General features: G+C 68.9%; 19 protein-coding genes. 10 read left to right on the top strand and 9 right to left on the bottom strand.

Annotated elements, in window-relative coordinates:
* Positions 1 to 96: 96 nt before the first annotated feature.
* The 5 genes from ACLQ3F_RS08570 to ACLQ3F_RS08590 all read left to right on the top strand — a co-directional run bounded on the left by ACLQ3F_RS08570 (position 97) and on the right by ACLQ3F_RS08590 (position 5,905).
* Entirely contained in the window at positions 97 to 2,139 is a 2,043-nt protein-coding gene (locus tag ACLQ3F_RS08570; RefSeq protein ID WP_425847624.1) for a M6 family metalloprotease domain-containing protein, read from the top strand.
* 85 nt (positions 2,140 to 2,224) lie between these two features.
* On the top strand, positions 2,225 to 2,659 hold the full coding sequence (locus ACLQ3F_RS08575; protein WP_425847626.1) for a hypothetical protein: 435 nt from the start codon (positions 2,225 to 2,227) through the stop codon (positions 2,657 to 2,659).
* Positions 2,656 to 3,234: a TlpA family protein disulfide reductase gene (locus ACLQ3F_RS08580; protein ID WP_425847628.1), complete on the top strand. Its 579-nt coding sequence runs from the start codon at positions 2,656 to 2,658 to the stop codon at positions 3,232 to 3,234. Before ACLQ3F_RS08575 ends, ACLQ3F_RS08580 begins: the two co-directional genes overlap by 4 nt.
* Positions 3,235 to 3,439: 205 nt before the next feature.
* Complete coding sequence (locus ACLQ3F_RS08585; RefSeq protein WP_355006420.1) at positions 3,440 to 5,335, top strand: CocE/NonD family hydrolase; 1,896 nt, start codon at positions 3,440 to 3,442, stop codon at positions 5,333 to 5,335.
* A gap of 177 nt (positions 5,336 to 5,512) precedes the next feature.
* On the top strand, positions 5,513 to 5,905 hold the full coding sequence (locus tag ACLQ3F_RS08590; RefSeq protein ID WP_425847630.1) for a nuclear transport factor 2 family protein: 393 nt from the start codon (positions 5,513 to 5,515) through the stop codon (positions 5,903 to 5,905).
* 132 nt (positions 5,906 to 6,037) lie between these two features.
* On the opposite strand, the gene ACLQ3F_RS08595 is transcribed toward ACLQ3F_RS08590, so the two are convergent.
* The gene (locus ACLQ3F_RS08595) at positions 6,038 to 7,123 is read right to left on the bottom strand and encodes a hypothetical protein (protein ID WP_425847632.1); all 1,086 of its coding nucleotides are present in this window, start codon (positions 7,121 to 7,123) and stop codon (positions 6,038 to 6,040) included.
* A 113-nt stretch (positions 7,124 to 7,236) separates the two neighbouring features.
* Complete coding sequence (locus ACLQ3F_RS08600) at positions 7,237 to 9,426, bottom strand: hypothetical protein (RefSeq protein WP_425847634.1); 2,190 nt, start codon at positions 9,424 to 9,426, stop codon at positions 7,237 to 7,239.
* Between the two features lie 258 nt (positions 9,427 to 9,684).
* On the opposite strand from ACLQ3F_RS08600, the gene ACLQ3F_RS08605 reads away from it, so the two are divergent.
* Positions 9,685 to 10,887 (top strand): low temperature requirement protein A, encoded by a 1,203-nt coding sequence (locus tag ACLQ3F_RS08605; protein WP_425847636.1) that lies wholly within the window; start codon positions 9,685 to 9,687, stop codon positions 10,885 to 10,887.
* Positions 10,888 to 11,207: 320 nt separating this feature from the next.
* Here ACLQ3F_RS08605 and ACLQ3F_RS08610 read toward each other — a convergent pair whose 3' ends face one another.
* The 3 genes from ACLQ3F_RS08610 to ACLQ3F_RS08620 are packed head-to-tail and all read right to left on the bottom strand — an operon-like array spanning position 11,208 to position 13,524.
* The gene (locus ACLQ3F_RS08610; protein WP_425847638.1) at positions 11,208 to 11,888 is read right to left on the bottom strand and encodes a GOLPH3/VPS74 family protein; all 681 of its coding nucleotides are present in this window, start codon (positions 11,886 to 11,888) and stop codon (positions 11,208 to 11,210) included.
* Complete coding sequence (locus tag ACLQ3F_RS08615; RefSeq protein WP_357207053.1) at positions 11,885 to 12,604, bottom strand: ABC transporter permease; 720 nt, start codon at positions 12,602 to 12,604, stop codon at positions 11,885 to 11,887. Before ACLQ3F_RS08615 ends, ACLQ3F_RS08610 begins: the two co-directional genes overlap by 4 nt.
* Positions 12,605 to 12,630: 26 nt before the next feature.
* Positions 12,631 to 13,524 carry an ABC transporter ATP-binding protein gene (locus ACLQ3F_RS08620; protein WP_425847639.1) on the bottom strand — a complete coding sequence of 298 codons (894 nt, stop codon included), beginning with the start codon at positions 13,522 to 13,524 and terminating at the stop codon, positions 12,631 to 12,633.
* Between the two features lie 107 nt (positions 13,525 to 13,631).
* Here ACLQ3F_RS08620 and ACLQ3F_RS08625 point away from each other — a divergent pair, with 107 nt between their 5' ends.
* The 4 genes from ACLQ3F_RS08625 to ACLQ3F_RS08640 all read left to right on the top strand — a co-directional run bounded on the left by ACLQ3F_RS08625 (position 13,632) and on the right by ACLQ3F_RS08640 (position 17,119).
* Positions 13,632 to 14,786: a sensor histidine kinase gene (locus ACLQ3F_RS08625; protein ID WP_425847641.1), complete on the top strand. Its 1,155-nt coding sequence runs from the start codon at positions 13,632 to 13,634 to the stop codon at positions 14,784 to 14,786.
* The gene (locus ACLQ3F_RS08630) at positions 14,783 to 15,385 is read left to right on the top strand and encodes a response regulator (protein ID WP_393224703.1); all 603 of its coding nucleotides are present in this window, start codon (positions 14,783 to 14,785) and stop codon (positions 15,383 to 15,385) included. The genes ACLQ3F_RS08625 and ACLQ3F_RS08630 overlap by 4 nt, the downstream gene beginning before the upstream one ends.
* Before the next feature lie 143 nt (positions 15,386 to 15,528).
* On the top strand, positions 15,529 to 16,497 hold the full coding sequence (locus tag ACLQ3F_RS08635) for a CPBP family intramembrane glutamic endopeptidase (RefSeq protein ID WP_425847644.1): 969 nt from the start codon (positions 15,529 to 15,531) through the stop codon (positions 16,495 to 16,497).
* A 148-nt stretch (positions 16,498 to 16,645) separates the two neighbouring features.
* Complete coding sequence (locus tag ACLQ3F_RS08640) at positions 16,646 to 17,119, top strand: hypothetical protein (protein ID WP_425847646.1); 474 nt, start codon at positions 16,646 to 16,648, stop codon at positions 17,117 to 17,119.
* Here the strand turns inward: ACLQ3F_RS08640 and ACLQ3F_RS08645 are convergent.
* The 4 genes from ACLQ3F_RS08645 to ACLQ3F_RS08660 all read right to left on the bottom strand — a co-directional run bounded on the left by ACLQ3F_RS08645 (position 17,086) and on the right by ACLQ3F_RS08660 (position 22,620).
* Positions 17,086 to 17,577 (bottom strand): barstar family protein, encoded by a 492-nt coding sequence (locus ACLQ3F_RS08645; RefSeq protein ID WP_425847647.1) that lies wholly within the window; start codon positions 17,575 to 17,577, stop codon positions 17,086 to 17,088. The genes ACLQ3F_RS08640 and ACLQ3F_RS08645 overlap by 34 nt on opposite strands.
* Positions 17,577 to 18,485 (bottom strand): GNAT family N-acetyltransferase, encoded by a 909-nt coding sequence (locus ACLQ3F_RS08650; RefSeq protein ID WP_425847648.1) that lies wholly within the window; start codon positions 18,483 to 18,485, stop codon positions 17,577 to 17,579. The genes ACLQ3F_RS08645 and ACLQ3F_RS08650 overlap by 1 nt, the downstream gene beginning before the upstream one ends.
* Positions 18,486 to 18,772: 287 nt before the next feature.
* Positions 18,773 to 20,122, bottom strand: a complete 1,350-nt coding sequence (locus ACLQ3F_RS08655) for a ricin-type beta-trefoil lectin domain protein (RefSeq protein ID WP_425847649.1) — start codon at positions 20,120 to 20,122, stop codon at positions 18,773 to 18,775.
* 140 nt (positions 20,123 to 20,262) lie between these two features.
* The gene (locus ACLQ3F_RS08660; protein ID WP_425847650.1) at positions 20,263 to 22,620 is read right to left on the bottom strand and encodes a non-reducing end alpha-L-arabinofuranosidase family hydrolase; all 2,358 of its coding nucleotides are present in this window, start codon (positions 22,618 to 22,620) and stop codon (positions 20,263 to 20,265) included.
* Positions 22,621 to 23,173 lie beyond the last annotated feature (553 nt).

The following is a 23,173-nucleotide window of genomic DNA, read 5'->3' on the forward strand; positions in this document are numbered from 1 at the left end:
CCCTCCTAGATTCGCTGCGCGGCTTGCTGACAGGCGCTTCGCGAAAGCCCCCACCGGGGCGCCGGCACCGCGTTTCCTCCGACGAGAGGTGGTTTCGTGCACCGTACCCCCAACCGAGCCCGGCTGAGGCGGGCCGTGCTGGCCGCCGCCGTGGTGACCACGCTCGTGGCTACCGGGGCGGCGCAGGCCGCCGCGGCCCCGGCCAACCCGGCCGGCGGCACCGCGCCGTTCCAGGTCCTCGATCCGCAGGCCTGGCAGAACCCGGACACGATGACCTGGAACGACTACAAGGCCGTGCCCGGCAAGAACTGGGCCGACCCGAGCGTGTCCGGCTCGGTCCGCAACTTCAAGATCGCCCTGGTGGCGCTCGACTATCCGGACGAGACGTTCGCGGTCTCCCAGCGGGCCCGATCGACGGTCTTCGGCAACCCCCAGTCCGTCGCGACAAACATCCCCCGGGCGGACGTGCCGAAGTTCTACCAGGACTTCCTGAACACCCCGAACACCCTCAACAAGGGCCACACCCTGCACGAGTACTGGATGCAGGACTCCAACGGCCGCTACGGCGTCGACCTCACCGGGTTCGGGCCGTACCAGATGCCGTCCAAGTCCTACCAGTACGGGCTGGACAACGGGTTCAACCCGGGCGCCTGCCCGAGCGGGGACGTGTGCGGCAAGAACATCCGCACCGACGGCCTGGGCGCCTGGCGGGCAGCCGTCGGCGAGGAGGTCGCCAACCAGTACGAGTTGGTGTTCATCCTCAGCGCCGGCCAGGACGAGTCGTCGACCTGGCAGGAGTTCGGGCAGATGATCTTCCAGAACAAGGAGGACGTGCCGGACGCCTGGGGCCCGCCGGACCCCAACCTGCCGAACTGGGCGAAGACCCGCTACGTGGACTGGACCTCGTGGAAGGCGGCGGCGACACTGTGGCCGAACGCCGGCGGCGGTTCCTCGACGCAGGGGGAGAGTTCCGGCATGGGCGTCTACGCCCACGAGCTGTCCCATCTGCTGGGTATCGGCGACAACTACAACAACCCGTACGGCGAGCCGCTGCGCAGGGCGTACACCGGGATCTGGAGCATGATGTCGCGCGGGTCGTTCAATGGCCCGGGCGGTCCGCACACCCGCTGGCAGATCCCACCGACCAACGGCGGCTCGATGGGTTCGCTGCACACCCTGCGGGACAAGATCAAGATCGGCCTGGTCGGTGAGGAGCACGTGCTGCGACTGTCGCGGGAGTCGTTGGCCTCGTCGGGTCTGGTGGTCGCACAGGTCACGGCCCGGGCGGTCGACGCCGGCCCGAAGGGCCTGAGCGGCGTCAACATCGCGTTGAACAAGGACCTGTCGCCGACGTGTGGTGTCAGCACCGACCCGTTGTGCGACGGTGGCAACTTCAACAACTACACGGTCGAGGTTGTCGACCGGATGGGCGCGGACTCCTTCACCCCGGACAGCGGCGTGCTGGTCAGCAAGACGAAGAACGCCGACAGCGCGCCGTTCCAGTGGGTGGTGGACGCCAACCCGCAGGACATCGACATGATCGACTTCTACCGCCCCGACGGCACCCCGCAGAAGATCACCATGGGTGACTACCGGCAGCTTTCCGACGCGCTGTTCCACGCCGGCGCGGACACCGGCAGCCAGTACGAGTACGTCGACGAGGCGAACCGACTGCACTTCTACATCATCGACCTCAAGCGGGACTCGGCCGGCTCGCTCTCCTACACAGTGGCGGTGCGTTCGCTCGACGGCACCGGCGGGCCGAGCAGTCACGGCGTGACGCTGGGCAAGGGCGAGGTGACCGGCGGCGGCAAGCCGACCAACCGCGGGGTGACCTGCTCGTTCGAGCTGACCAACACCGGCTCGTACTCGGCCGGCGGCCAGCAGCACCCGGAGAACGTCAGCGCGTACCTGAAGTCGGACGTCTACCGCCTGTCGGCGGAGGTCGCCGGCAAGGGCTGGCGGACCTGGCTGCCCAACCAGCTCGCCACCGCCCAGTTCGGTAAGGCCACCACTGTCAAGGTGTCGGTGGGTGCCACCGCCGCCGCCGCGACCACCGGATTCGTGAAGCTCACCGCGACCTCGGAGAGCGACCCGACGAAGACGGAGACCAAGCAGTGCCGGGTCGAGAAGTCCTGATCGACGCCCAAGGTTGACCCCGTTTCTGCCGGATCCGCGGCGGCCTGCCGCCGCGGACCCGGCAGGCGGACGGAAGGAGGATGACGTGCGGCGAAGCACCATGGCTCTGCTGCCCCTGCTGCTGGCCGGCGCGACCGGCTGCGGTGCCGTCGGCGCTGCCGAGGAGGCGGTCTCCCCGACGACCGTCCGGGTCCTTGTTCGCGACATCAACATCCGGGCCGCGGGCGTGGACTGCGCCGGGACCGGTCCCTACCAGCACTTCCACAACCGGGCATCGTTCCGCGTGCTCGACCCCCACGGAACGGCGCTGGCCAGCGGGCGGCTGCCGGCGGGGACCGCCGTGGCGGCCTTCGCCGAGGACCTGGGGGTCGAGCGCCTGCCCACCTACTGCGAGTTCGCCGTCGGTGTGCGGGTGCCGCAGCGGGACTCCTACCGGCTGGAGGTGGACGGCCAGCCGGCGCTCGACCTGACGCCGGACAGCAGCGAGGGCCCGGCGCTGGTGGCGGTGGTCCCCTCATGAGGCGGGCACTCCTGCCGCTGTTGCTCGCGGCGGCGCTGTTGGGCGGATGCAGCACGCCCGATCCCCAGCCCGCGCCGACGCCCGCCGGCGGCGCGACGGCGCTGCCCGGGCCGGTCCCCGCCGACCTGGCGCTGCGGCCGGTGCCCGGCACCGCCCCGGCCGCCCCGGCATTCACCGGCGCGCTGACCGACGGCACACCGTTCGCCGCCGCCGAGCTGTGGGCGCAGCGTCCCGTCGTGCTCACCTTCTTCAGCTCCTGGTGCACCACCTGCGCCAGCAACCAGGCCGCCCTCAGTGACCTCGCCCGCAGCTACCGGGACCGGGTGGTCTTCGTCGGCGTGGCCGGCGCGGACCAGGCCGACGAGGTCCAGGACTACCTCCGCGCTCACCGGGTGGAGTACCCGATCGTCGTGGACGACCAGCAGACGATCTGGCGTTCGTACGCGGTGCGGGAGCCCCCGGCCGTCGTGCTGGTGGCCAAGGGCGGCGCCCTGCTCCGCGGCTGGCCGGGCGGCCTGGACGCCCCCACACTCGACCGACGGCTGCGGGAGCTGGTGCTGGCCGACCAGCCGTAGTCCCGTCCCCCAGCACCTCGGTGCGGCGCCGACCCGGCACCGGTCGCCGCCGCACCGAGGCACTTCCGTACCCCGAGCACGGCTGCCCGCGGACGAGGGCCGCGACCCGTCGAACCACACCCGGTGAAGTTCCTACACGTGCAGGTGGTGGCACAAGGCCGTCGGCTCGTAGCGTACGCAGCCTCGGACACATCAAGGAGATTGCATGCCTACAGTGGGAACGCGCTGGCGCACAGGCGTGGCCGTACTGTCCGCGACTGTGCTCGCCGCCCTCGGCGCGGCGCCGCAGGCGCAGGCGGCGGACGGCCCGCCGTCGATCGTCGTCCAGGACGGCGTCACCCAGCCGGTGTTCGGCTACGCCGACGCCATTCGGGAACGCCTGTTCATCGACTCCACCTTCGACAGCGACAACGACGGACTGCGCGACATCATCGCGTTCGACCTGATGCGGCCGGCAGCCACCGCGCAGGGGCTCAAGGCCCCCGTCGTGATGGACGCCAGCCCCTACTACTCGACGGTCTGCCGAGGCAACGAGTCCGAGTGCAAGGCGGACCTCGACGGCGACGGGCTGCTCGACAAGTGGCCGCTGTTCTACGACAACTACTTCGTGCCGCGCGGCTACGCGGTCATCCTGCTGGACATGGTCGGCACCAACAACTCCACCGGCTGCCCGACCACCAACGCCAACCAGGACAACCTCAGCGCCAAGCAGGCCATCAACTGGCTCAACGGCCGGGCCACCGCCCGTAACGCCGCCGGTGAGGTCGTCAAGGCCGACTGGCACAACGGCAGGACGGGGATGATCGGCAAGTCGTACGACGGCTCGCTGGCCATGGCCACGGCGGTGACCGGCGTGAAGGGCCTGACCACTGTCGTGCCCATCAGCGGACCGACCGAGTACTACGACTACGTGCGCAGCAACGGCGTGGTCACCCGTGGCAACAGCTACGTGTCGTCGCTGGCCAACACGGTCACCAACCCCGAGCGACGGGAGTACTGCAAGCCGGTGCGCGACGCGATTGGCGCCGCCGACGGCGACGAGCACGGCGACTACACGGCCTTCTGGAACGAGCGCAGCTACGTCAAGAAGGTCCCCAACGTCACCGCCAGCGTGCTGCTCTACCACGGCCTCAACGACGACAACGTCCGGCCGGACCACTTCAGCAAGTTCTGGTACGCCCTGGCGGAGAACAACGTGCCGCGCAAGCTGTGGCTGTCGCAGGAGGGCCACGTCGACCCGTTCGACTCGCGCCGCGCGGTGTGGGTGTCGACGCTGCACCGGTGGTTCGACTTCTGGCTGCAGAACGTCGCCAACGGCATCATGGACGAGCCGCGGGTGGACCTGGAGCGCTCCGCCGACGTGTGGGAGACCCACGCCGACTGGCCGATCCCCGGCAAGGCGGACACGGAGGTGTTCCTCCAGCCCGCCACCACCGGCGCGGGCGGTCTCGGGCTGGTGCCCACCGCGAAGCCGGCGACCGGGGCATTCCAGGACAGCCGCACGCAGAGCCAGAACACCATGATCCTCAACCCGGACGTGGTGCAGCCCAACCGGCTGGCCTTCCTCTCCGCGCCACTTTCCGCGCCGCTGCACATCTCCGGCACGCCCACAGTGCAACTGCGGGCCTCCGCCGACCAGACCGACACCAACCTCGGGGCGATCCTGGTCGACTACGGCACCGACGAGCGGGTCGCGCACCGGGCCTCCGGCGAGGGGATCATCACCCTGGACACATCGGACTGCTGGGGCGAGAGCAGCCCGACCGACGACGGCTGCTACAAGCAGACGGCGAAGCGGGTGGCCACCGCCGACTACGAGCTGGTCACCAAGGGCATCATGGACGCCCAGAACCGGCAGTCGATCCGCGTCGCCGTGCCGCTGGTGCAGGGGGAGTCGTACAACTTCAGCTTCCCGCTGCTGCCCGAGGACTATGTCTTCAAGCCCGGCCACCGGATCGGCGTGATCATCGTGGCCAGCTACCCGCAGTACTCCAGCCAGGCGGACACCACCGCCGCGAACCTGCAGGTCGCTCTGAAGAGCAGCAACATCGTCCTGCCTGTGGTCGGCGGTACCGCCGCCGCGCACGCCGCCGGCCTCTGACCGGTTGATCGACGGGCCGCCCGGGGCGGCTCGTCACCGGAGCGGCCCGGCGATCAACCCTCCGCGGAGGGCCGACGATCGCCGGGCCGTCCCGCTTGCCACACCAGGCTCCTGCGCGGTGCAGGATCGACGAGTACTGGGCACGCGGCTGCCGGAAAGACCCCGTACGCTGGCGTGGTGATCGACTTCCGCGCGGCAGTTGAAGCACGCGATCCCGATGCCATCACGGCGGCCCTTGCCGACGACGTGGTCTTCCGCAGCCCGGTGGCGTTCAAGCCCTACCCGGGAAAGGCCATCACCGCGGCGATCCTGCGCGGCGTGCTGCGGGTCTTCGAGGACTTCCGGTACACCCGTGAGCTGAGCGGTGACGGCGGTCGCGATCACGCGCTGGTGTTCGAGGCGAGGATTGGCGACGTCGCCGTCGAAGGTTGCGACTTCCTGCACCTGGACGAGACCGGTCTGATCGACGAGTTCACTGTCATGGTTCGCCCACTGTCGGCCGCGCAGACTCTGGCCGCCGCGATGGCCGCCCAGTTCGAGCAGATCCAGCGGGAGGCGAGCGCCGGCTAGCTCGGCCGCAGCCGGTCGCTCGTCGGACGCTTCCGTCTGGTCCACACATCCCAGGTCGATGACTCCACCACGAGCGGCAGGCCACGACCGCGCCGGCAGCAACGCAAGCGCTACCGCCGGCGCGGCCCGGCGTCAGAGCCGGGAGGTGAAGGTGGCCAGGAACCTGTGCGGGGTGACCGCGCCGGTGTTGTCGAAGCAGATGACGTCGACGTCGGCGTTGGTGGTGTACGGCCAGGGTTGGGTGAGGTGGCAGTAGTTGCTGCCGGCGCCCTGCGCCACCACCTGGGCGTGCGTCTCCTTGATGCCGATCTGCGGGAAGGTCGCCAGGTAGCGGCCCGAGGGCGCCAGCGGCGCCACGGTGTTCGCGCCGACGCCGAGCACCGAGTTGTCGTTTGTCGGCCCGCCCACGGCGGTACCCAGGTAGCCGAAGTACGAGGGTGGACCGAGGGAGCCGATCACCGGCCGCCGACGGTGGTACGAGAGGGCGAAGTCGGTGTTGTTGAACGCGCCCGCCTGGTCGTAGCAGAAGACGTACACCTGCACGCCGGTGCCGACCGCGCTCCAGGAGTAGACCTTGCAGCGGCGGGGGCCGGCGTTCGGCTGCACGGCGGTGACCTGCACGTTGCCGGCGAGCAGATCGGCCAATCCCACCCCGGGCAGCCGCACCAGGTACTGCCCGACGCCCAGCGGCCCGACAGTGTTCACGCCACCGGTGGAGTTGTACGACTGCGCCACCAGCCCGCTGCTCCACTGCACGTACGCGTGTGAGGTGCCGGCCGGCAGCACGCCTGAGCTGGTCGTCCAGAGCACTGTGAACGGAGTGTCATCGCGCGTGCCGCCCGGCTTGTGGCACTGCACGTCGACGATTTCGTCGGTGCCGGACTGGAACCAGCGGACCACCTCGCAGTAGTGACCGGTCCGGTTCACCGGGGTCACGTGCGGCACACCGCGTGAGCTGGCACCGATCTGCGGAAAACGGACCTGGAACCGGCCGGGCGCGAGCTTGATGCCGTCGGCCCAGGCAGCGGGGAAGGCGGTCTTCCAGCTGCCCCACTGCCGGCTGGTGTCCAGCACGGTCCAGACCGGGACTGTGGGGTCCTTGACGTACGCGAAGCCCCAGCGGTCGGCGGTGGCCGCCGCGGCCGGTGTGGGCGGCGCGAGTGCGCCGGCGGCCAGGACGGCGGCCAGTGCCGTGGTGACGAACGATCGGAGACGCATCTGTTCCTCCAGTCGACGGGAACATGTCGGAGAGGAGTGTGCGCGTGGTGATCTGATGGTCACAGTCGGCTACATTGTGCTCCGGTGTCGGCTGTCCGCTACTCGTGGCCCGCTCAGCGGAGTTGGTCGGCCAGGTGGCGCACCGCGTCGGTGAACGCCTTCTCCGATTCGCAGGGCCGGTGTCCCTTCATCGGTGGCGGGAAGATGTCGCCGGACGGAGGTGTGACGGCGTACGGGTCGCGAAGCCGTCGGTCCACCGTCGCCTCCCGGTCGCACGCCGTGGGTGCCTTGTCGGGGCCCTGCGGCGGAAAGACGCGACCCCCGATGGGGTCGGTGTCCCGCCACAGATTCACCCACCGCCAGTTCACCCGGTCGGCGATCTCGTGAATCACCTCGTCGCTGACGTACGCGGGAAAGAGGCGCGCGTACAACCGTCGGAGGGGCGAGCCGTGGGTCAGCAGCCCGACCCGGTCGGTGACCCGCGGCGGCAGTTGGAGCACTGTCGCGGCGAGCAGGACGGAGCCGTGGCTGTGCCCGGTGAGCACCACCGCGTTACCGGAGTCGACGAGGTGGGTGATCCGGCAGGTCAGTTCGGGAACGGCACGTTCGGCGTAGCACGGTGGCGCGAACGGGTGCGCGGATCTGGGCCAGAACGTGCCCAGGTCCCACAGCACGCCGACGTACCGGCGGAACCACGGGGTGCGATGGGCGAAGATTCCACCGAGGACCAGGCCGACGATGAGAGCGGCGATCAGATAGCTGCCGACACCGATGAGGAAGTCGACGAAGCCGACCGGCAACCCGACGTAGCGCTGGACCATTTCGCCGGGAGGCGTCGGCAGCAGGCCGAGCGCGACCGCTGCTATACCGATCCCGGCGAGGCAGGCGTAGAGCACCGCGAGCGGCAACAGCCGCTCGGTGAACCGGGCACGGGCCAAGGTCTTGCGCACCTGCCGCAGTCGCGGTGTGGCATCGGGCGGCGCGTCCGGGAAGTCACGAGCAACGATTGCCGACGCGGCCCGGATCCGTCCCGGTCGTGACGCCACCGACACCACGGCGGCGACGGCCAGCGTCACCAGCACCGCCAGCGAGAAGCCGAGAATCGCCCAGATGCAGGCACGTGGCGGGCTGGTTATCAACGCCTCGGCGGTGGGCGCGCCCCTGTTCAGAACGTCGGACACCCGATAGACCAGCTCAGCGGAGAACGTGATCGCCAGACTGATCGCGGCTACGGAGGTCGCCAAGGCACCGAGCCCGAGGGCGGGCGCGACATTCGGATCTCGAGCCCGATGCCAGAACAGCACCACCCCCAGGGCAGCAAGCAGCACCGCCTGACCGATGAACAGCCCGACGACGGTCAGGTTGTAGCCGGGCAGCCCGTTCCGCTCCGGCCAGGATGCCGAGCTGGTCACAACGAGGATCCAGACCAGCACAGTCAGACCGAGGGCGATCGTGCGTAGCGCGCTGACCAACCGGTCGAGCCGCAGCTCCGTGGGCGTGGCCAGGGGTGGGGTGCAGAGCAGAACCGCGCATGTGATCAACAGAAGTCCGGCAGCTGCCGTCAGCGCGATGGTGCCGATCGACAGACCCTGCGCGGACCGGGCTGCGAGCAGGCTGAGGTCCAGCGTGGCAAACGCCGCCGCCACGTGAATCGAGCGCAGTCGTGCCACCAGTGGCTCATTGTCCCACCGGCCGACGGCGGTGAGCCGGTCCGCCGCACGAGGGTGGTCGGCCGCGCGGAAGACGTCAGCGGGAAGTGCCGGGCGCGCGCTGAGCCCCCACACCAGGCTGATGGCCGCAGCCGGTGCCAGTGCGAGCACCGCCAGGCGCAGTCCGGCGGGACGCCCCCCGAGCCAGGAGAGCCAGCTACGTCCGGTTAGGCACTCCGGTGAGGACATGCACTTCCACGCGATCACATCCAGGGCGACCCCCACGATGCTCAGCACGTACATCGAGGTCATGGTGAGCGCCAACAACCGGCACAGGGCCTTGATCACCGGGTCGCCGCCGGCTCCGGCCGGACGCATCCAGATGGCGAGGTTGATCAGCATGAAGGGCAGCAGGATCACCATCGACAACGTTCGCACCGCGTTGCCAGCGGGCAGGTTGTTCCAGCGGTAGGCCTCGAGCGTCACCGCGCCCGCCTCGCTGTCCTCGCGGTCTACCGCTCGCGGGCGGTAGAAGCCGCCCCGGTGGTCACCCGCCACCTGCTGCACGTGCGGTCGATCCAGCAGGTCATCCGGGCCGGTGGCGGACACCCCGTGCACCCGCAGTTCCACCAAGCCGTCAGCCCCAGCGCGCACGCCCCCGTCTCGCTGATCCATCCGGTACCGGCCCCCCGGCGTGTACGAGGCTCACACAGACCCGCTCGGGTGATCCGAGGGCGCCCGTGTGGCGCAACGGGCGTACCCCGCGAAGGAAGATGCAATCCCGTGCTCGTAGCGCGAGGTCGACATCCGGGCGGGCATGTTCGCCGGGCATTCTTCGGGTATCGACTCGACGACCTGCCCGGCGTGGTACCAATTACCCGGGAAGGCGAAGCCGGCAGGAATGGGCGGCCCATGTCGACAAGGGCAGCAGCGCTGCTTCGGAAACCCGGGCAACCGCAGCGACCAAGCCTTCTGGAACTCTTCTTCGACCTGGTCTTCATCTTTGCCCTCAATCGGGTCTCGCAGCGGCTGGTTGAGGAACTCACCGAGCAGCGAGTCGTCCTCATCGAGGCTGGCGAGACCCTGCTGTTGCTGCTGGCCTTCATGGTGCTGTGGTTCGTCACGGCGTGGGTCACCGACCTCTACGATCCGAAGCGGCCCCAGCTTCAGGTGCTGGTCTACACGGCCATGCTCGGCGCGTTGGTGATGGCAGTCGCCGTGCCGCAGGCGTTCGGTGACAGAAGTCTGGCCTTCGCCGGTGCGTACGTCGCGGTTCACATCATCCGTGGCCTCGTCATCGTGCCGATACTGCGCGGCCACGAAGCTCAGCGCCGAGCAGCTGGAGTGTTCTTCTGGTTCACGTTGTCGGCCGTGCCGTGGATCGCCGGCGCGATCGTGACGGATCTGACCCGCAGCCTGTTGTGGACGCTCGCGATCGCCATCGACGGCACGGCACTTCTGATGTTCTATCCCGCGCCGTGGTCCCGCCCCACCCAACGGCAATGGCCCGTCCTGGCCGAATACCTTTCTGAGCGTTACCAACAATTCTTCATCATCGCCCTCGGCGAACTTATTCTGACGACCGGGTCGGCCTACAGTGACACCTCGTTCCGGCGGGGAGGAGCCGCGGCAGCCTTTGCGGTCTCATTCATCACGACCGTGCTCCTGTTTCGCGTCTACAGTTTCAGGGCGGGCCAACTGTTGCCCGAAGCCATCAGAGCCGCCGCTGAGCCCGCACATCTCATCCGAGAGGCTTTCCTCGCGCACGTACTCATGGTGGCCGGGATCGTCGCTGTCGCCGTCGGGTATGAAATCGTGATCGAACATCCGTTCGGGCACACCAACGCGGCGTGGATCCTCGTTGTCCTGGGCGGACCGATGCTCTTCCTGATCGGACGAGCCCTGGTGGAACATGCCGTGTTCGCCCGGGTGTCCCACTCCCGGATCGTCGGCGCTCTGGCGCTTGCCGGCGCCTCGCCGTTCATGATCCTTCTGCCGCCGCTGGCCGTGGCCGCCACCGCCGTCGTCGTCCTCGCCGGCATCGCGGCTTCCGACGCCGTCCACGCCAGGGGGAAACCGCCCGAAGGGCCGCACCCGCCCCACCCCAGAGAGTGAGCCGAACCGGACATCGTCCGGCTGTCTGCTCATGACCCCGTGGCGTCCGCTCGCTGTCCACCCCCGGGGCACTCCTCGGGCGGGGCGTAGGCACGAATGGTGCCGTTGTGCCGAGCAACCCTGCCGTCAGCGGTGAGGGGTACGAGGCGTTTACAGACGGGACACCGTCCCCGTTGGTGCTGCGAGCGAGTCACGGTGCCTCCCCGGTAGGTCGTGCGCATCCGCCGAGCCATGCCGCCCATCGTTGCCGATCGAGGCTCGGAAGCGCGCTGATCACGGGGGCGACAGCCACCCTCGGGCGGCCTGGTGCGCAGGCACCGCTAACCTCGCGGCAGCACGGTGATGGCGGCGACGGCGCTGTTGATGACGGTGGCCGTCACGGTGCGGGTCACGGCCGCCGCCGCGGCGTCGGCGCCCCAGTCGCCACGCTCGAGTTCCTTGGCCCGCGTGATGACCGGTGACGTCCACGGGATCTCGCGGTGGAACTGCGGGAGCGTTCCGCTCGCCGAGAGCAGCGCCGCGAGCGCCGCGACACGAGCCTGCGGCTGCGCACCGTCCACGAGGACCCGCCGGACGTCGGCGAGCAGGCGGGCCCGTCGTTCCGTTCTGCCCTCCCGTAGGGCTGTCGTCCGGAACAGGCCGAGCACCTTACGGGGCTCCTGGTCGATGTCGCCCCGCGCGATGAGCCGCTCCAACACCGGCTTGCGCAGGACGGGGCCGACCGCGGCCAGGGCCGTCTGCACCCCTCGCGGTTTCTCGGCGAGGTAGTCCCACGCCGGGCGCAGGAGGTCATCCGACGGTGGATGACCCGCCACGCCGCTGACCCGTCCCCGGGCCTCGGTGGTCAGGTGATCGCCGAGGGCGAGGTCCGCGAGGACGGCTCCGCCGAGGACGTAGAAAAGGGTGTTCTCTCCCGCGATGGTTCCGGAGTTGGGTTGGAACAGGAGCAGCAGAAGGTCTTCCACCACTGTCGGCGTCCCCGGCCGGGTTTCGGTGGTCATCGGCGGGGCTCCCAGCGGAAGAGTCGGGTGGCGAGGGCGACGGCGACGGCGACCCAGCCGAGCGTGGGCGCGAGCAGGAGCAGGGAGTCGGTCACGGCGACGCCGCCGTTCCAGGCGTTCATGGTGAGTTCGGTGGCCGCGCCGCCGGGCAGCAGCCGCTTGAGCCCGGCGAGGTTCTCGGTGCCGGTGATGCCGACCCAACTGGCCACGGCGATCACGCCGAGGGTGACGGGGAGGGTGGTGACCTGGGCGTGTTCGGGTGAGTTGGTCAGCCCGGCGGTGGCCAGCGCCAGGGCGACCATCATGGCCAGGGTGGCGATGGTCGCGACCACGAGCAGGGCGATGTTCGCCGGTGCGCCGGCGACCACGGCGAGAGCGGTCAGGATCGCTGTGACCTGGATCAGGGCGAGGACGACGACGGGCAGCAGGAGGCCGGCGAGGATGGTGGTGTCGGTTGCGGCGGTGGAGCGTAGGCGTTTGAGGAAGAGGTTCTGGCGTCGGGAGGCCAGGGTGGTGACGGCGGTGGTGTAGAGGCCGAAGGCGGTGATGGTGAACAGGATGATCGCGGCGATGTAGCCGAGGCTGCCGAGGTCGGCGAAGGTGTCGTGTTGGCGGACGAAGTAGGCGCTGACGACGACGGGGATGATGAGGCTGGTGATCAGGACCAGTCGGTTGCGGAAGATCTGGATCAGTTCGCTGGAGGCGATGGGAAACACGGTGGCGCTCCTGTCGAAATGGCGGGTCAGTTGTTGATGGCGCGGAAGACGTCGTCGAGGCGGGTCGGCCCGGCCTCCAAGCCCTGCAGCTCCACGGCGTGATCCTGCGCCCACCGGAGCAGGATGTGCAGGTCGTTCTGCAGTGCGAAGGTCTCGACCACGACCTTCCCGTCCATGTCGACGGCGGCCGGCAGCGGCAGCGCCGGTGCCGGTGCCGGTGCCGGTGCGGGAAGGGTGAAGCGGATGACGGCGGGCAGGGTGCGGGTCAGTTCGGCGACGGTGCCTTCGCGGTGCAGGGTGCCGTGGTGCATCAGTCCGATTCGGTCGGCGCGTTGTTGTGCTTCTTCCAAATAGTGGGTGGTCAGCACGATGGTGGCGCCGTTTTCGCGGAGTCGGTCGACGGTTGCCCAGACGGCGTCGCGGGATTGGATGTCCAGGCCGGTGGTGGGTTCGTCGAGGACGATCAGTTCCGGGGTGCCGTAGACGGCGGTGGCGAAGTCGAGGCGCCGTTTTTCACCGCCGGAGAGCTGGGATACTTTGCGGCGGGCTCGGCCGGTGAGGTCGACGAGGTCGAGTACCCGGTCGACGTCGTCGGTGCGTGCGGTGAGTCGGCCGATCAGGCCGACGGACTCCCGAACGGTGAGGTCGGGGGAGAATCCGCTCTCCTGGAGCATGACGCCCATTCGGGGACGTACCGTCTGGCGGTCGTCGGGGCGGTGCCCGAAGACACGTACGGTGCCGGAGGTTGACCTGCGGTGGCCCTCGATGACCTCCAGTGTCGAGGTCTTCCCGGCTCCGTTGGTGCCCAGCAGCGCGTAGAGCTCTCCAGGTCGTACCTCGAAGGAAAGGTCCCTGACGGCGTGGAAATCACCGTAGGTGAGGTTCAGCCGGTCAACTTCGATGACAGGTGTGGTGGACATGCACCTATGACAGCGCGGGCGCAGCCGATCTGTCAGTGGCGCCATGTCATCACCGCAAGTGACGTGGTGTCACTGGTCCCGGCCGCTGGCTGCCGGATACTGACCTGGTGACCGCGAGCCCGCCGCGCTTCACCCAGTCGACGCAGGGAAGGCTGCGCCGGCTCAACCTCGTCACCTCACTGCCGCCGGTGGTGTTCGCCGCGGTGATCCTGCTCTACACCGACGCGCGCGCCTGGTGGCACGTCGTCGTCCTGGCACCCGGTGCCGTGGCGGCCGTGGTGGCCTTCGAACGGTGGACGGCAAACGACCTCGCCCGGGTCGCGCTGCCCTGCCTGGTCGTGGCGGCGGCGGTCTGGCCGCTCGGGGTCCTGGTGACCGGCAGCCCCAACGCCTACTGGGGTGTCTGCGCCGTGGGTTCGCTGTCCCTGCGCGAGGTGCGACGGCGGCGGAAGCTGGTGATGGCCGGGCTGTTCACCTACGTCGCCGCCGTCGGCGCGGCGCGGTTGCTGGTGCAGCGCGACGACATCGGTCACGTCCTGGTCACCTATGTCCTCATCCCGACCGCCCTCACCGTCATCGTGACGGTCTTCACGGTGGTGGGCGAGCGGTTCTTCGACCTCATCCGGGAGCTCGAACAGACTCGGGAACGCGAAGCGGAGCTGGCGGTGGTCCGGGAGCGGGTGCGGTTCGCCAGCGACCTGCACGACATCCAGGGCCACACCCTGCACGTGGTGAAACTGAAGATCGCCCTGGCCCAGCGGCTGCTGTCCCGCGACACCGAGCGGGCGGAGAAGGAGCTGCGGGAGACGTACACGCTGGTCAGCGACACCATCGCGCAGACCAAGGAACTCGCCTACGCGCAGCGGCGGCTCAACCTCACCGCGGAGATTGAGAACGCGAAGAACCTGTTCGAGGCCGCCGGCATCCGGGTCCGAGTGACCCGGGAGGCCGAGGTCGACGCCCGCGCCAGCGAACTGCTCGGGCAGGTGCTGCGGGAGACGACCACGAACATCCTGCGGCACGCGCAGGCCACCCAGGTGCAGATCACGCTCGCCGCGTCGGGCATCACCATCGTCAACGACGGCGTGACCGCCACCTCGCCCCCGCAGCTCAGGGGCCTGGCGGCGCTGAGGCAACGGGTGGCGGACGACGGAGGTGAGCTGTCCGTGGAACAGAAGGACGGGCGGTTCCTGACCGCAGCGACCTTCCCACCCGCTCAGGCCGACGCGGCCCCGACGGTTACCGGGAAGGACGACCGATGACCACCATCGTGCTCGCCGACGACGAGGCGCTGCTGCGCACGGCCCTGGCCGCGCTGCTGCCGATGGAGGGTGACATCACCGTTCTCGCCGAGGCGCAGGACGGCCGTACGGCGATCGCCGCCACCCTGCGGCACCGGCCCGACGTTCTGGTCATCGACCTGGAGATGCCGGGAGTGGACGGCCTGGGCGCGGTCGCCGAGATCCGCCGCGAGCGACCGGAGCAGGTGATCCTCATGCTGACCCGGCATGCCCGGCCCGGCGTGCTGCGCAAGGCGCTGAAGCTCGGCGTCCAAGGCTTCGTCAGCAAATCCGCCGAGCCGGCCCACATCACCTCGGTCATCGCCACCCTGCACGCGGGGAAACGCTGGATAGACCCGGACGTGTCAGTGCTCGCCGTCACCGAGGACTCCCCCCTCACCGAGCGTGAAGCCGACGTCCTGCGGGTCACCGGCGAGGGCTACTCGGTCGCCGACATCGCCGCTCGGCTCCACCTGGCTCCGGGCACCGTCCGCAACTACCTGTCCAACGCGATGCGCAAGACCCAGACCCGGACCCGCCACGAAGCGGCCCGCTACGCCCGCGAACACGACTGGCTGTAGGCGCATCCGCCGTCGCCGACCGTGACCGTGAGTTGCGACTGTCCGAGGAAATGTCACTGTGACGTGGTGACGTGGTGGCACTGACGGCGAGGCGCTATGAGCGCTGCAATGGGATCTCCACACCGACGAGAGGGAGCTCCCCGATGAACGCCCCCAGAGCCGCAGAACCCTGGACAGGGACGAGCCCTTCTGATGCGGGAGGCTCGCGCCTCCAGGCGCCGGAGCATTCCCGGCTGGCCGTCGACAGCTCCCGGCCCTTCGGCGCCCACCTTCGGATGAGCTGGTGGAAGCCGCTGGTGGTCATCGGCGTGCCACCGCTGGCGATGGTGGTGCTACAGGTTCTGCTCTACCAGCTCGTGGGCGTCATCGAGGGCAGCGACGACCCGATGTCAGCCACCCTCACGCCGTTGAAGTTCCTGGCCGTCAACGTCAGCATCGGCACGGCGGGCGCCCTGGCGATCCTGCTCCTGGTCTGGATCGCCAGGGTGCCGTGGCGCAGCCTGATCAGTGCACCCCGAGCCTTCGACGCTCGCCGCCTGACGTACTACCTGGTCGCGGCGGCGCTGCTGGTGGGTGCCGGGATCGGTGTCGTGGCGCTGGTCGCGCCCGACGCCCCGGGCTGGACCGCCTTCGGTGTCACCGGCACGACGATCGGCATGCTGGCGATCATCGCGCTGAGCACACCGGTGCAGGCCGTCGGCGAGGAGCTGATGTTCCGAAGTGCGGTGCTGCCCGTCGCCGCGTCCTGGGTGCGTGCGGTTCGCCCCGCCCTGGTCGTCGGGCTCGTCGTGTCCGGCCTGGGCTTCGCCGTGGTCCACGGGTCGGCTGACCCCTGGTTGTTCGGCTACTACACAGTGATCGGGGTCAGCACTGGCCTGATGGCCATCATCAGCCGCGGTATCGAGGCACCGGTTGCCTTCCACGTCGCCAACAACGTCCTGTTCACGACCGTCAACACTGTGATGGCAGACGGCGAGGCCTTCGCGATCGACAGGTCCACCGACTCCGGTGACGCGTCCCTGCTGATCCTCGGCGCCGTCAACGTCGCCATGGTGGTGCTGGTCTGGCTGCGCGAGCGGCGAGCCCGGCCCCGGGCCGTCAGTAGTCGGTAGGACCGCAGGCCGTCGTGACCAGCAAGCGATTGGACACGTCCTCGTCTGGTCGGGTGTGCGTCGGTGCTCCCGCACCTCCCTCTCCTGGGTGAGTGGAACCGACCCGGGGAGGGAGGCGTCACGCTGTCGGCTTGGCGAGGGTGCTGGTATGCCCGTTTTCAGTAGTCGCTGGGCGTACGGCGCCTTGGCTTGGTTGATCGTCTTTGTGGTGTCCCACGTGATCCTGGTGTTCTTCCCTGGGCGCGATCCAACCGGCGACGGACCGTGGGGCATGAGGGCCTACGTGATCTTCAACGTGGTGCTCATCTCGATGTCGGCGCTCGGAGCAGCCGTCGTTCTGGCCACTGTCCGCCCGCCGGCGCGACATCTTCCCCGGTGGCTACTTCTGATCCCACTGTTGTTTGGCAGCGTGCTGCTCGTCATCCGGGGTGTGCCAGGAATGGCCGAGAACTTTGTGATGGTCAGCGGTGTCCGTCGCGGTGGTTTCGTGGGGGTGGCGGACGTCTCCACTGGCGAGTTCTGGACCGGCATCGCAATCAACACCTACTTCTTCGCCGGAGCGGCGTTGCTGGTCGGGACAACCGTTTCCTACGGCCGACGATCAGCGAAGCTGTCTCGCTGAGGCGTACCGGCGTCCGTACGGGCGATCTCCTGCCGCAACAGCGCCGCCTCGTCGTCGCGGTCGCAGAGCAGCAGCACCTTGAACTCTGGTTGGCCGAACGGCCTGGCCCAGTGGTGTACGGCCTGCGACAGGATGCACAACAGCGTGTGCCGATCCTCGGCGCTGCTGGACAACACCCGAGGCGCGTTCTCGACGACGATGAGGTACCCGTCCGCGGGCATCCAGTTCAGGTCGCGGAGGCAGTCAGACAGCGCGGCCCAGTTCCACCCGAAGTAGCCGGGAAAGATCAGCGCGTCGGAGAACTCGTAGAAGGTGTGGTCAGCATCCGTCATCCTCGCACCGTCGAGCCGGGCGACGACGAATCTGCCGGCTGCCGGTAGCACCGCCGCCAGCTCGACCAGGGCACTGCGTGAGCAGACCTCGACCTGATCGGTGGGGCCGCTCCACCAGCTGCTCATCAGACGATGACCAGGTTGGCCATGTCGACGACCGGCCGGTAGCCGAGGGCGGCGTAGATCTTGTTCGACGTCGGGTTGGCCTGGTCGGTGAACAGGCAGACCTGCGTACCCTCGGCCTGGATCCGGCGGGAGACCTCGGCGACCGCGTTGCTGGCCCAACCGCGCCCCCGTTGGGCCGGCGGTGTGTACACCGGGCCGAGGCGGGCCACCCCGAACGACGGTGGGTTGGCACCCGTGAGGTGCACCGGCTCCCCGGTCTCGTCGAGCCAGAACCACAGCCGTCCGGCGTGGATCCGACGCAGCACCTCCGCATGGTCGGGCGTTTCGTGCGCGCTGGCACCACGGGGGCGGCCGGCCTGTTCGTCGGCGTCGCCCACGAACGCGGCGAGCCACTCGGTGACCAGTCCCGCGTCGTCCACGGTCGCGGTCACCAAGCTGCCGGGCACCGGTGGCGGCGGTGTCAGTTCGCCGAGCTGGTGCAGCCGTGTGTGCTGGTTGACCCGGACTTCGCCCCCGCCGAGCTGGGCCAGCGCTGCGGCGCACAGGTCGACCGCGGGCAGGGCGCCGTTGACCGCGAGGACCTCCTCCCCGCGCTCGTGCAACGCGTGGGCGAGCGCAACGGCCGCCTCGTCGGGCATGGGCAGCAGGAACGGCGGATAGGGGGCATACGGCGCCGAGCGCATCCCGGCACCGACCACCGCGCCGGAGTCGTCGCTGACCACGAGCCACCAGTTGCGGTCGGGCTGAGGGATACCCTCTGCCCGTTGCGACAACAGCCGGTGCGCGATGGTGGTCACGACCGTGCTGACGACCGGATCGGCGCCCAGGTAGTCACCGGCAACGGTCAGGAACTCGCCCGGGTCGCTGAGGAATCGCAGCCGCAGTCCGGTCCTCGGGACAATGCTCATCCGCGTACGCTAGCCACCGCCCGCCGGATCGACACCGGAATTTTGTGCGGCCCGAGGACCTGAAGGCGCTGCACCAACCCGTGCGGCGGGCCCACGGAGGGGCCGAGGTCGGGTGCATCAGCGCGGCCAGGCGGGCCCGGGACGCAGGGCGTCGCCGCCCTCCGGGCACGTGATGCGGGCGGACCCGGCGCGACGCCGGGTCCGCCCGTTTCAGGTGTGCTGGATCTCGCCCTGCCGCTGGTCGCCCCGCACACCCTCGAACAGGTGATGCGCGGAGTCGACCGTGATCAACGAGCGAGGGCGGCGAGCCTGAACTGCTGGTTGGTCTGTCCGTGGCAGTCGTAGAGCTGGATCTGGGCGCCGTTGGCGGTGCTCCAGGCGTCCAGGCATCGTCCGGACTGGACGTTGCTGATGGTGCCGTTGGAGTTGACGTTCCACTGCTGGTTGGTCTGGCTGTGGCAGCTGTAGATCTGCACTGCCGCGCCGTTGCCGGTGCCGGCCGCGTCGAGACACATGTTGCCGTACACCTGGAGTTGTTTGCCCGAGGTGTAGGTCCAGGCCTGGTTGGTCTGCTTGTTGCAGGTGTAGAGCTGGACCCGGGTGCCGTTGTTACGCGAGGCGTTGGGTACGTCGACGCACCGGCCGGACTGCGTGCCGACGATCTCACTGGCCGAGCCCGGTGGGACGGTGGGGGTGGGGGTGGGGGTCGGCGGGTCGGTAGGGGTTGGCGGGTCGGTCGGGGTTGGCGTCGACGGCAGCAGCGGGCAGGTGCTGCGGTAGGTGACCACGCCGCTGGAGTCCAGCAGGGGGCAGAGGAACTGGCTGTACCGGGTGTCGTTGTCGAGGAACATCTTGACGAACGGCAGCATGGTCCGGACCATCACCGGGTTCGACCGCCCGACCATGAAGCCATGATCCGCGCCGGCGACCTCCACGTAGACGCTCTCCGTCGTGGCCGGGAGGCTGTTGTACAGGCCGGTGGCGTAGGACGGGGTGACCACCGTGTCCGCCTGACCGGCGAAGATCATGGTGGGGACCCGGTCGTTGGCCAGGTTCGACGACGGCGAGTACGGCGCGATGCCGACCACTGCCTTCAACGACGGGCGTCGCGTGGCTGCGCTCAGCGCGCCGCCGCCGCCCATCGAGTGACCGGCGACCGCCAACCGGTTGGGGTCGACCCGGTCGCGTACGGGGCTCTGCTGCGTGAGGTAGTCCAGTGCGGCGAGCAACTGGGTGCCTCGGGCCGTGTCGAAGTCGTTGCGGCTGTTGGTCTCGATGCCGATCACGACGAAGCCGTGGGACGCCAGCCACGGCCCCATCCAGGCCAGTTCGGCGGAGAACAACGCCGTGTAACCCGGCGAGATCGCGATGGCCCCGAAGGTTCCCTGGCTGGTGTCGGTCGGGTAGTAGATCCGGCCGCCGTTGAAGCCGTACCCGGTCGGGACGCTGACCGACGTGTTGGCAAAGGGGCCGTTCACAGCGGTCACGCTGGTCCGGGTGGGGTCCGGGCCCCGCTGGTACGGGTTGTCGGCGGCCGACGCCGACCCGGTCGCCAGGGTGATGGTGAGCAACCCGACTGCGGCGGCGATCCCGGCTGCGGCGAGCGTGAACAGTCGGCCCTTCAAGCCGGTCGACACTCGGTCGGCCTTGGTGTTCCCCGTGGGCGGGGAGTGGTCTACAGGTCCTCGCACTGTCGGTACCTCCTGGTGGTGGAAGAGCGAGGGGCGGGCGGGCTCGTCGTGTGCCGAGCCTGCCCGCCCCCGGTGATGTCCGATCGTCAGCGTTGCAGGGTCAGCAGACCCGGCCGGTACGGCAGCAGGCCGTAGTCGCCGCCGGAGCTGGGGGAACGACCCTGGTAGAGCAGTTGCAGGTTGCAGGCGTTGACGGTCATGGTCTGGTCGGCGTTGGTGCGCAGCAGCTCACCGTGGCTGATGTCGTTCGTCCAGGTGGCGCCGCTGTTGGCCTTGCCGGCGAACGGGTTGCTCTCGCTGGTGGCCTGCGGGGTCCACGACCCACCCAGGCTGCTGGCCGTGAACGAACGGAAGTAGCGCCCGTTCGCGCCGATGGCCTCGACGATCATGAGGTACTTGTTCAGGCCCTGGAGCTTGTAGACCTGCACAGCCTCGAACAGGTTGTTCGTCGAGTCGGTCATGATGGTCGTGTAGTTCGAGCCGAAGCTGCCGGGGAAGTTGCCGATCGGCATGCTGGCCCGGTAGATCCGGCCGTTGTCGCCGGCGAAGAACAGGTACATGTTCTGGTCATCGCCGATGACCGCCTGGTCGATCGGGCCGGTGTTCGAGTTGGAGATGCTGCCGGTGAACAGCGTCTGCGCCGACGACCACCCGTTCGGGTTGGTCGGGTCGCTGGAGGTCCGGTACGAGAAGGCCGTGCCGCCCCACTGGTAGGCCAGCACCCAGATGTTGCGCGGCGCGAAGTAGAACAGCGACGGCGCGACGGTCGCCGAGTTCATCGCGTTCTGGCTGGCCGAGCCCATCTGGGAGTAGTTGCTGAAGAGGCCGAAGTTCATCGAGCCCCACGTGGTGCCGGTGTCGTGGGTGGTGGCGTAGACGAGCTGCTGGCCGTTGTACGGGGCGACGGTGAAGTCCTTCAGCGACACCCAACCGGACCTCGGCTGCGCCAGCGCGCCGGTCGATGACCAGCGGTACGACGAGGGAAGGTCACACGTGGTGGTCGGCGGCGGCGTGGTCGGCGTGGGCGTGGGTGTGGGCGTCTGGGTGCCGCCACCGAGGGAGGCCAGCCGGAACTGCTGGTTGCTCTGACCGTTGCAGTCGTAGAGCTGGATCTGGGCGCCGTTGGCGGTGCTCCAGACGTCCAGGCATCGCCCGGACTGCACGCCGCTGATGGTGCCGTTGGAGTTGACGTTCCACTGCTGGTTGGTCTGGCTGTGGCAGCTGTAGATCTGCACAGCCGCGCCGTTGCCGGAGCCTGCCGCGTCGAGGCACATGTTGCCGTACACCTGGAGTTGTTTGCCCGAGGTGTAGGTCCAGGCCTGGTTGGTCTGCTTGTTGCAGTCGTAGAGCTGGACCCGGGTGCCGTTGGTGGTCGCCGCGTTCGGCACGTCGACGCACCGGCCGGACTGGGTGCCGACGATCTCGCTGGCCGAGCCCGGTGGGACGGTGGGGGTGGGGGTGGGGGTGGGGCCCGGCGTGGTGGGCGTGGGGGTGGTGCCGGGGCCCGCGCTGTTCAGGGCCTCCAGCGTGGAGGTGTAGGCGGCCTTCTTGTTGCCGCTGCAGTCGAAGAGCAGCGGAGTGCCGCTCGAGCGCCACGAGTCGCAGTCGCGCACACCCCACACGGTGAGCCCGTTGCAGCGAGCCACGGCAAGGCAGTCGTTGACCACGCTGCGGTAGGTGTTGGCCTGCGTCGTGCCGGACCCCTCAATGTCCAACTCGGTGATCTGCACGTCCACCCCGAGCGCGGCGAAGCTGGACAGCGTGGTGCGGTAGTTGCTGTTGTACGGCGAGTTGGCGTTGAAGTGCGACTGGAACCCGACGCAGTCGATCGGCACGCCACGGGACTTGAAGTCGCGCACCATGTTGTACACGGCCTGGGTCTTGGCCCAGGTCCAGTTGTCGGTGTTGTAGTCGTTGTAGCAGAGCTTCGCGTCCGGGTCCGCCGCGTCGGCGGCGCGGAACGCCGCCTCGATCCAGTCGTTGCCGGTGCGCTGGAGGTTCGAGTTGCGACGGGCGCCGCTGTTGCCGTCCTCGAACGCCTCGTTCACGACGTCCCACGAGTAGATCTTGCCGCGGTAGTAGGTGGCCACCCGGGTGACGTGGTTCAGCATCGCGTTGCGCAGCGTGGTGCCCTCCATGCTCTGCATCCAGCCCGGCTGCTGCGAGTACCAGGCCAGGGTGTGGCCGCGGACCTTCCAACCCCGGGAGAGGGCGTGGTTCACGATCCGGTCCGCGTTGCCGAAGGTGAAGTTGTTCTGCTGCGGCTCGGTCGCGTCGATCTTCATTTCGTTTTCGGGGGTGATGGCATTGAACTCGCGGTTCAGGATCGTCGTATAGGCGCTGTCGTTGAGTTTGTTGGCGGCGACTGCGGCACCGAAGTACCGGCCGGACTGGGCTGCGGCGGCACCGAGGGTCGTCTCGGCGGCCTGGGCCAGATTGGGCATCAGTGACACGACCAGGGCCAGAATTATCGCGGCCGTTCCGGAAAGAGTGAGTGTTCGTAGTCGGGTGCGCCCGATGGGACGGGTCCGGGAAACCATGCTGATCCTCCAGTGGTGGGGTAGGGGATTCCTGTCGCTGTTCCAGCGGGAGGCCCCGGTGGAACAGCGGCGGACGCGATGGTGAGTTCGCCCGAGCGGGGGCGGGACTCAGGTCGGGCGTCCGCCTGGCTGCGAGTCGGTTCGGGCTACCTGGCCAGCGGATAGAGGAGTGGTGACAGGTAGGCCCGGTCGCCCGTGGGGGAGTGGTTGCGGCGTTGGGCTCTTTCGGTGGTGGACGTGGTCTCCTGGCAGGTGGGTGGGCCCGACGGTCGCGTGGAGCGCCTCCAGTGCTAAGTGATCTTGTTAACGTTCACACTTGTCGATGGCTCTCAGGCTGGCAGAAAATTCCAGAGTTTTCAACCGGTAGTTTCGGACCTGTTACGGGTCCGGGCGGACGGGGTGGAGTCCGCGCGGACTGCGGCTGGTCGACCCGCGTTGCGCGTGGACCAGACCGGAG

Source organism: Micromonospora sp. DT15, assembly GCF_049841475.1.
Lineage (GTDB): Bacteria > Actinomycetota > Actinomycetes > Mycobacteriales > Micromonosporaceae > Micromonospora.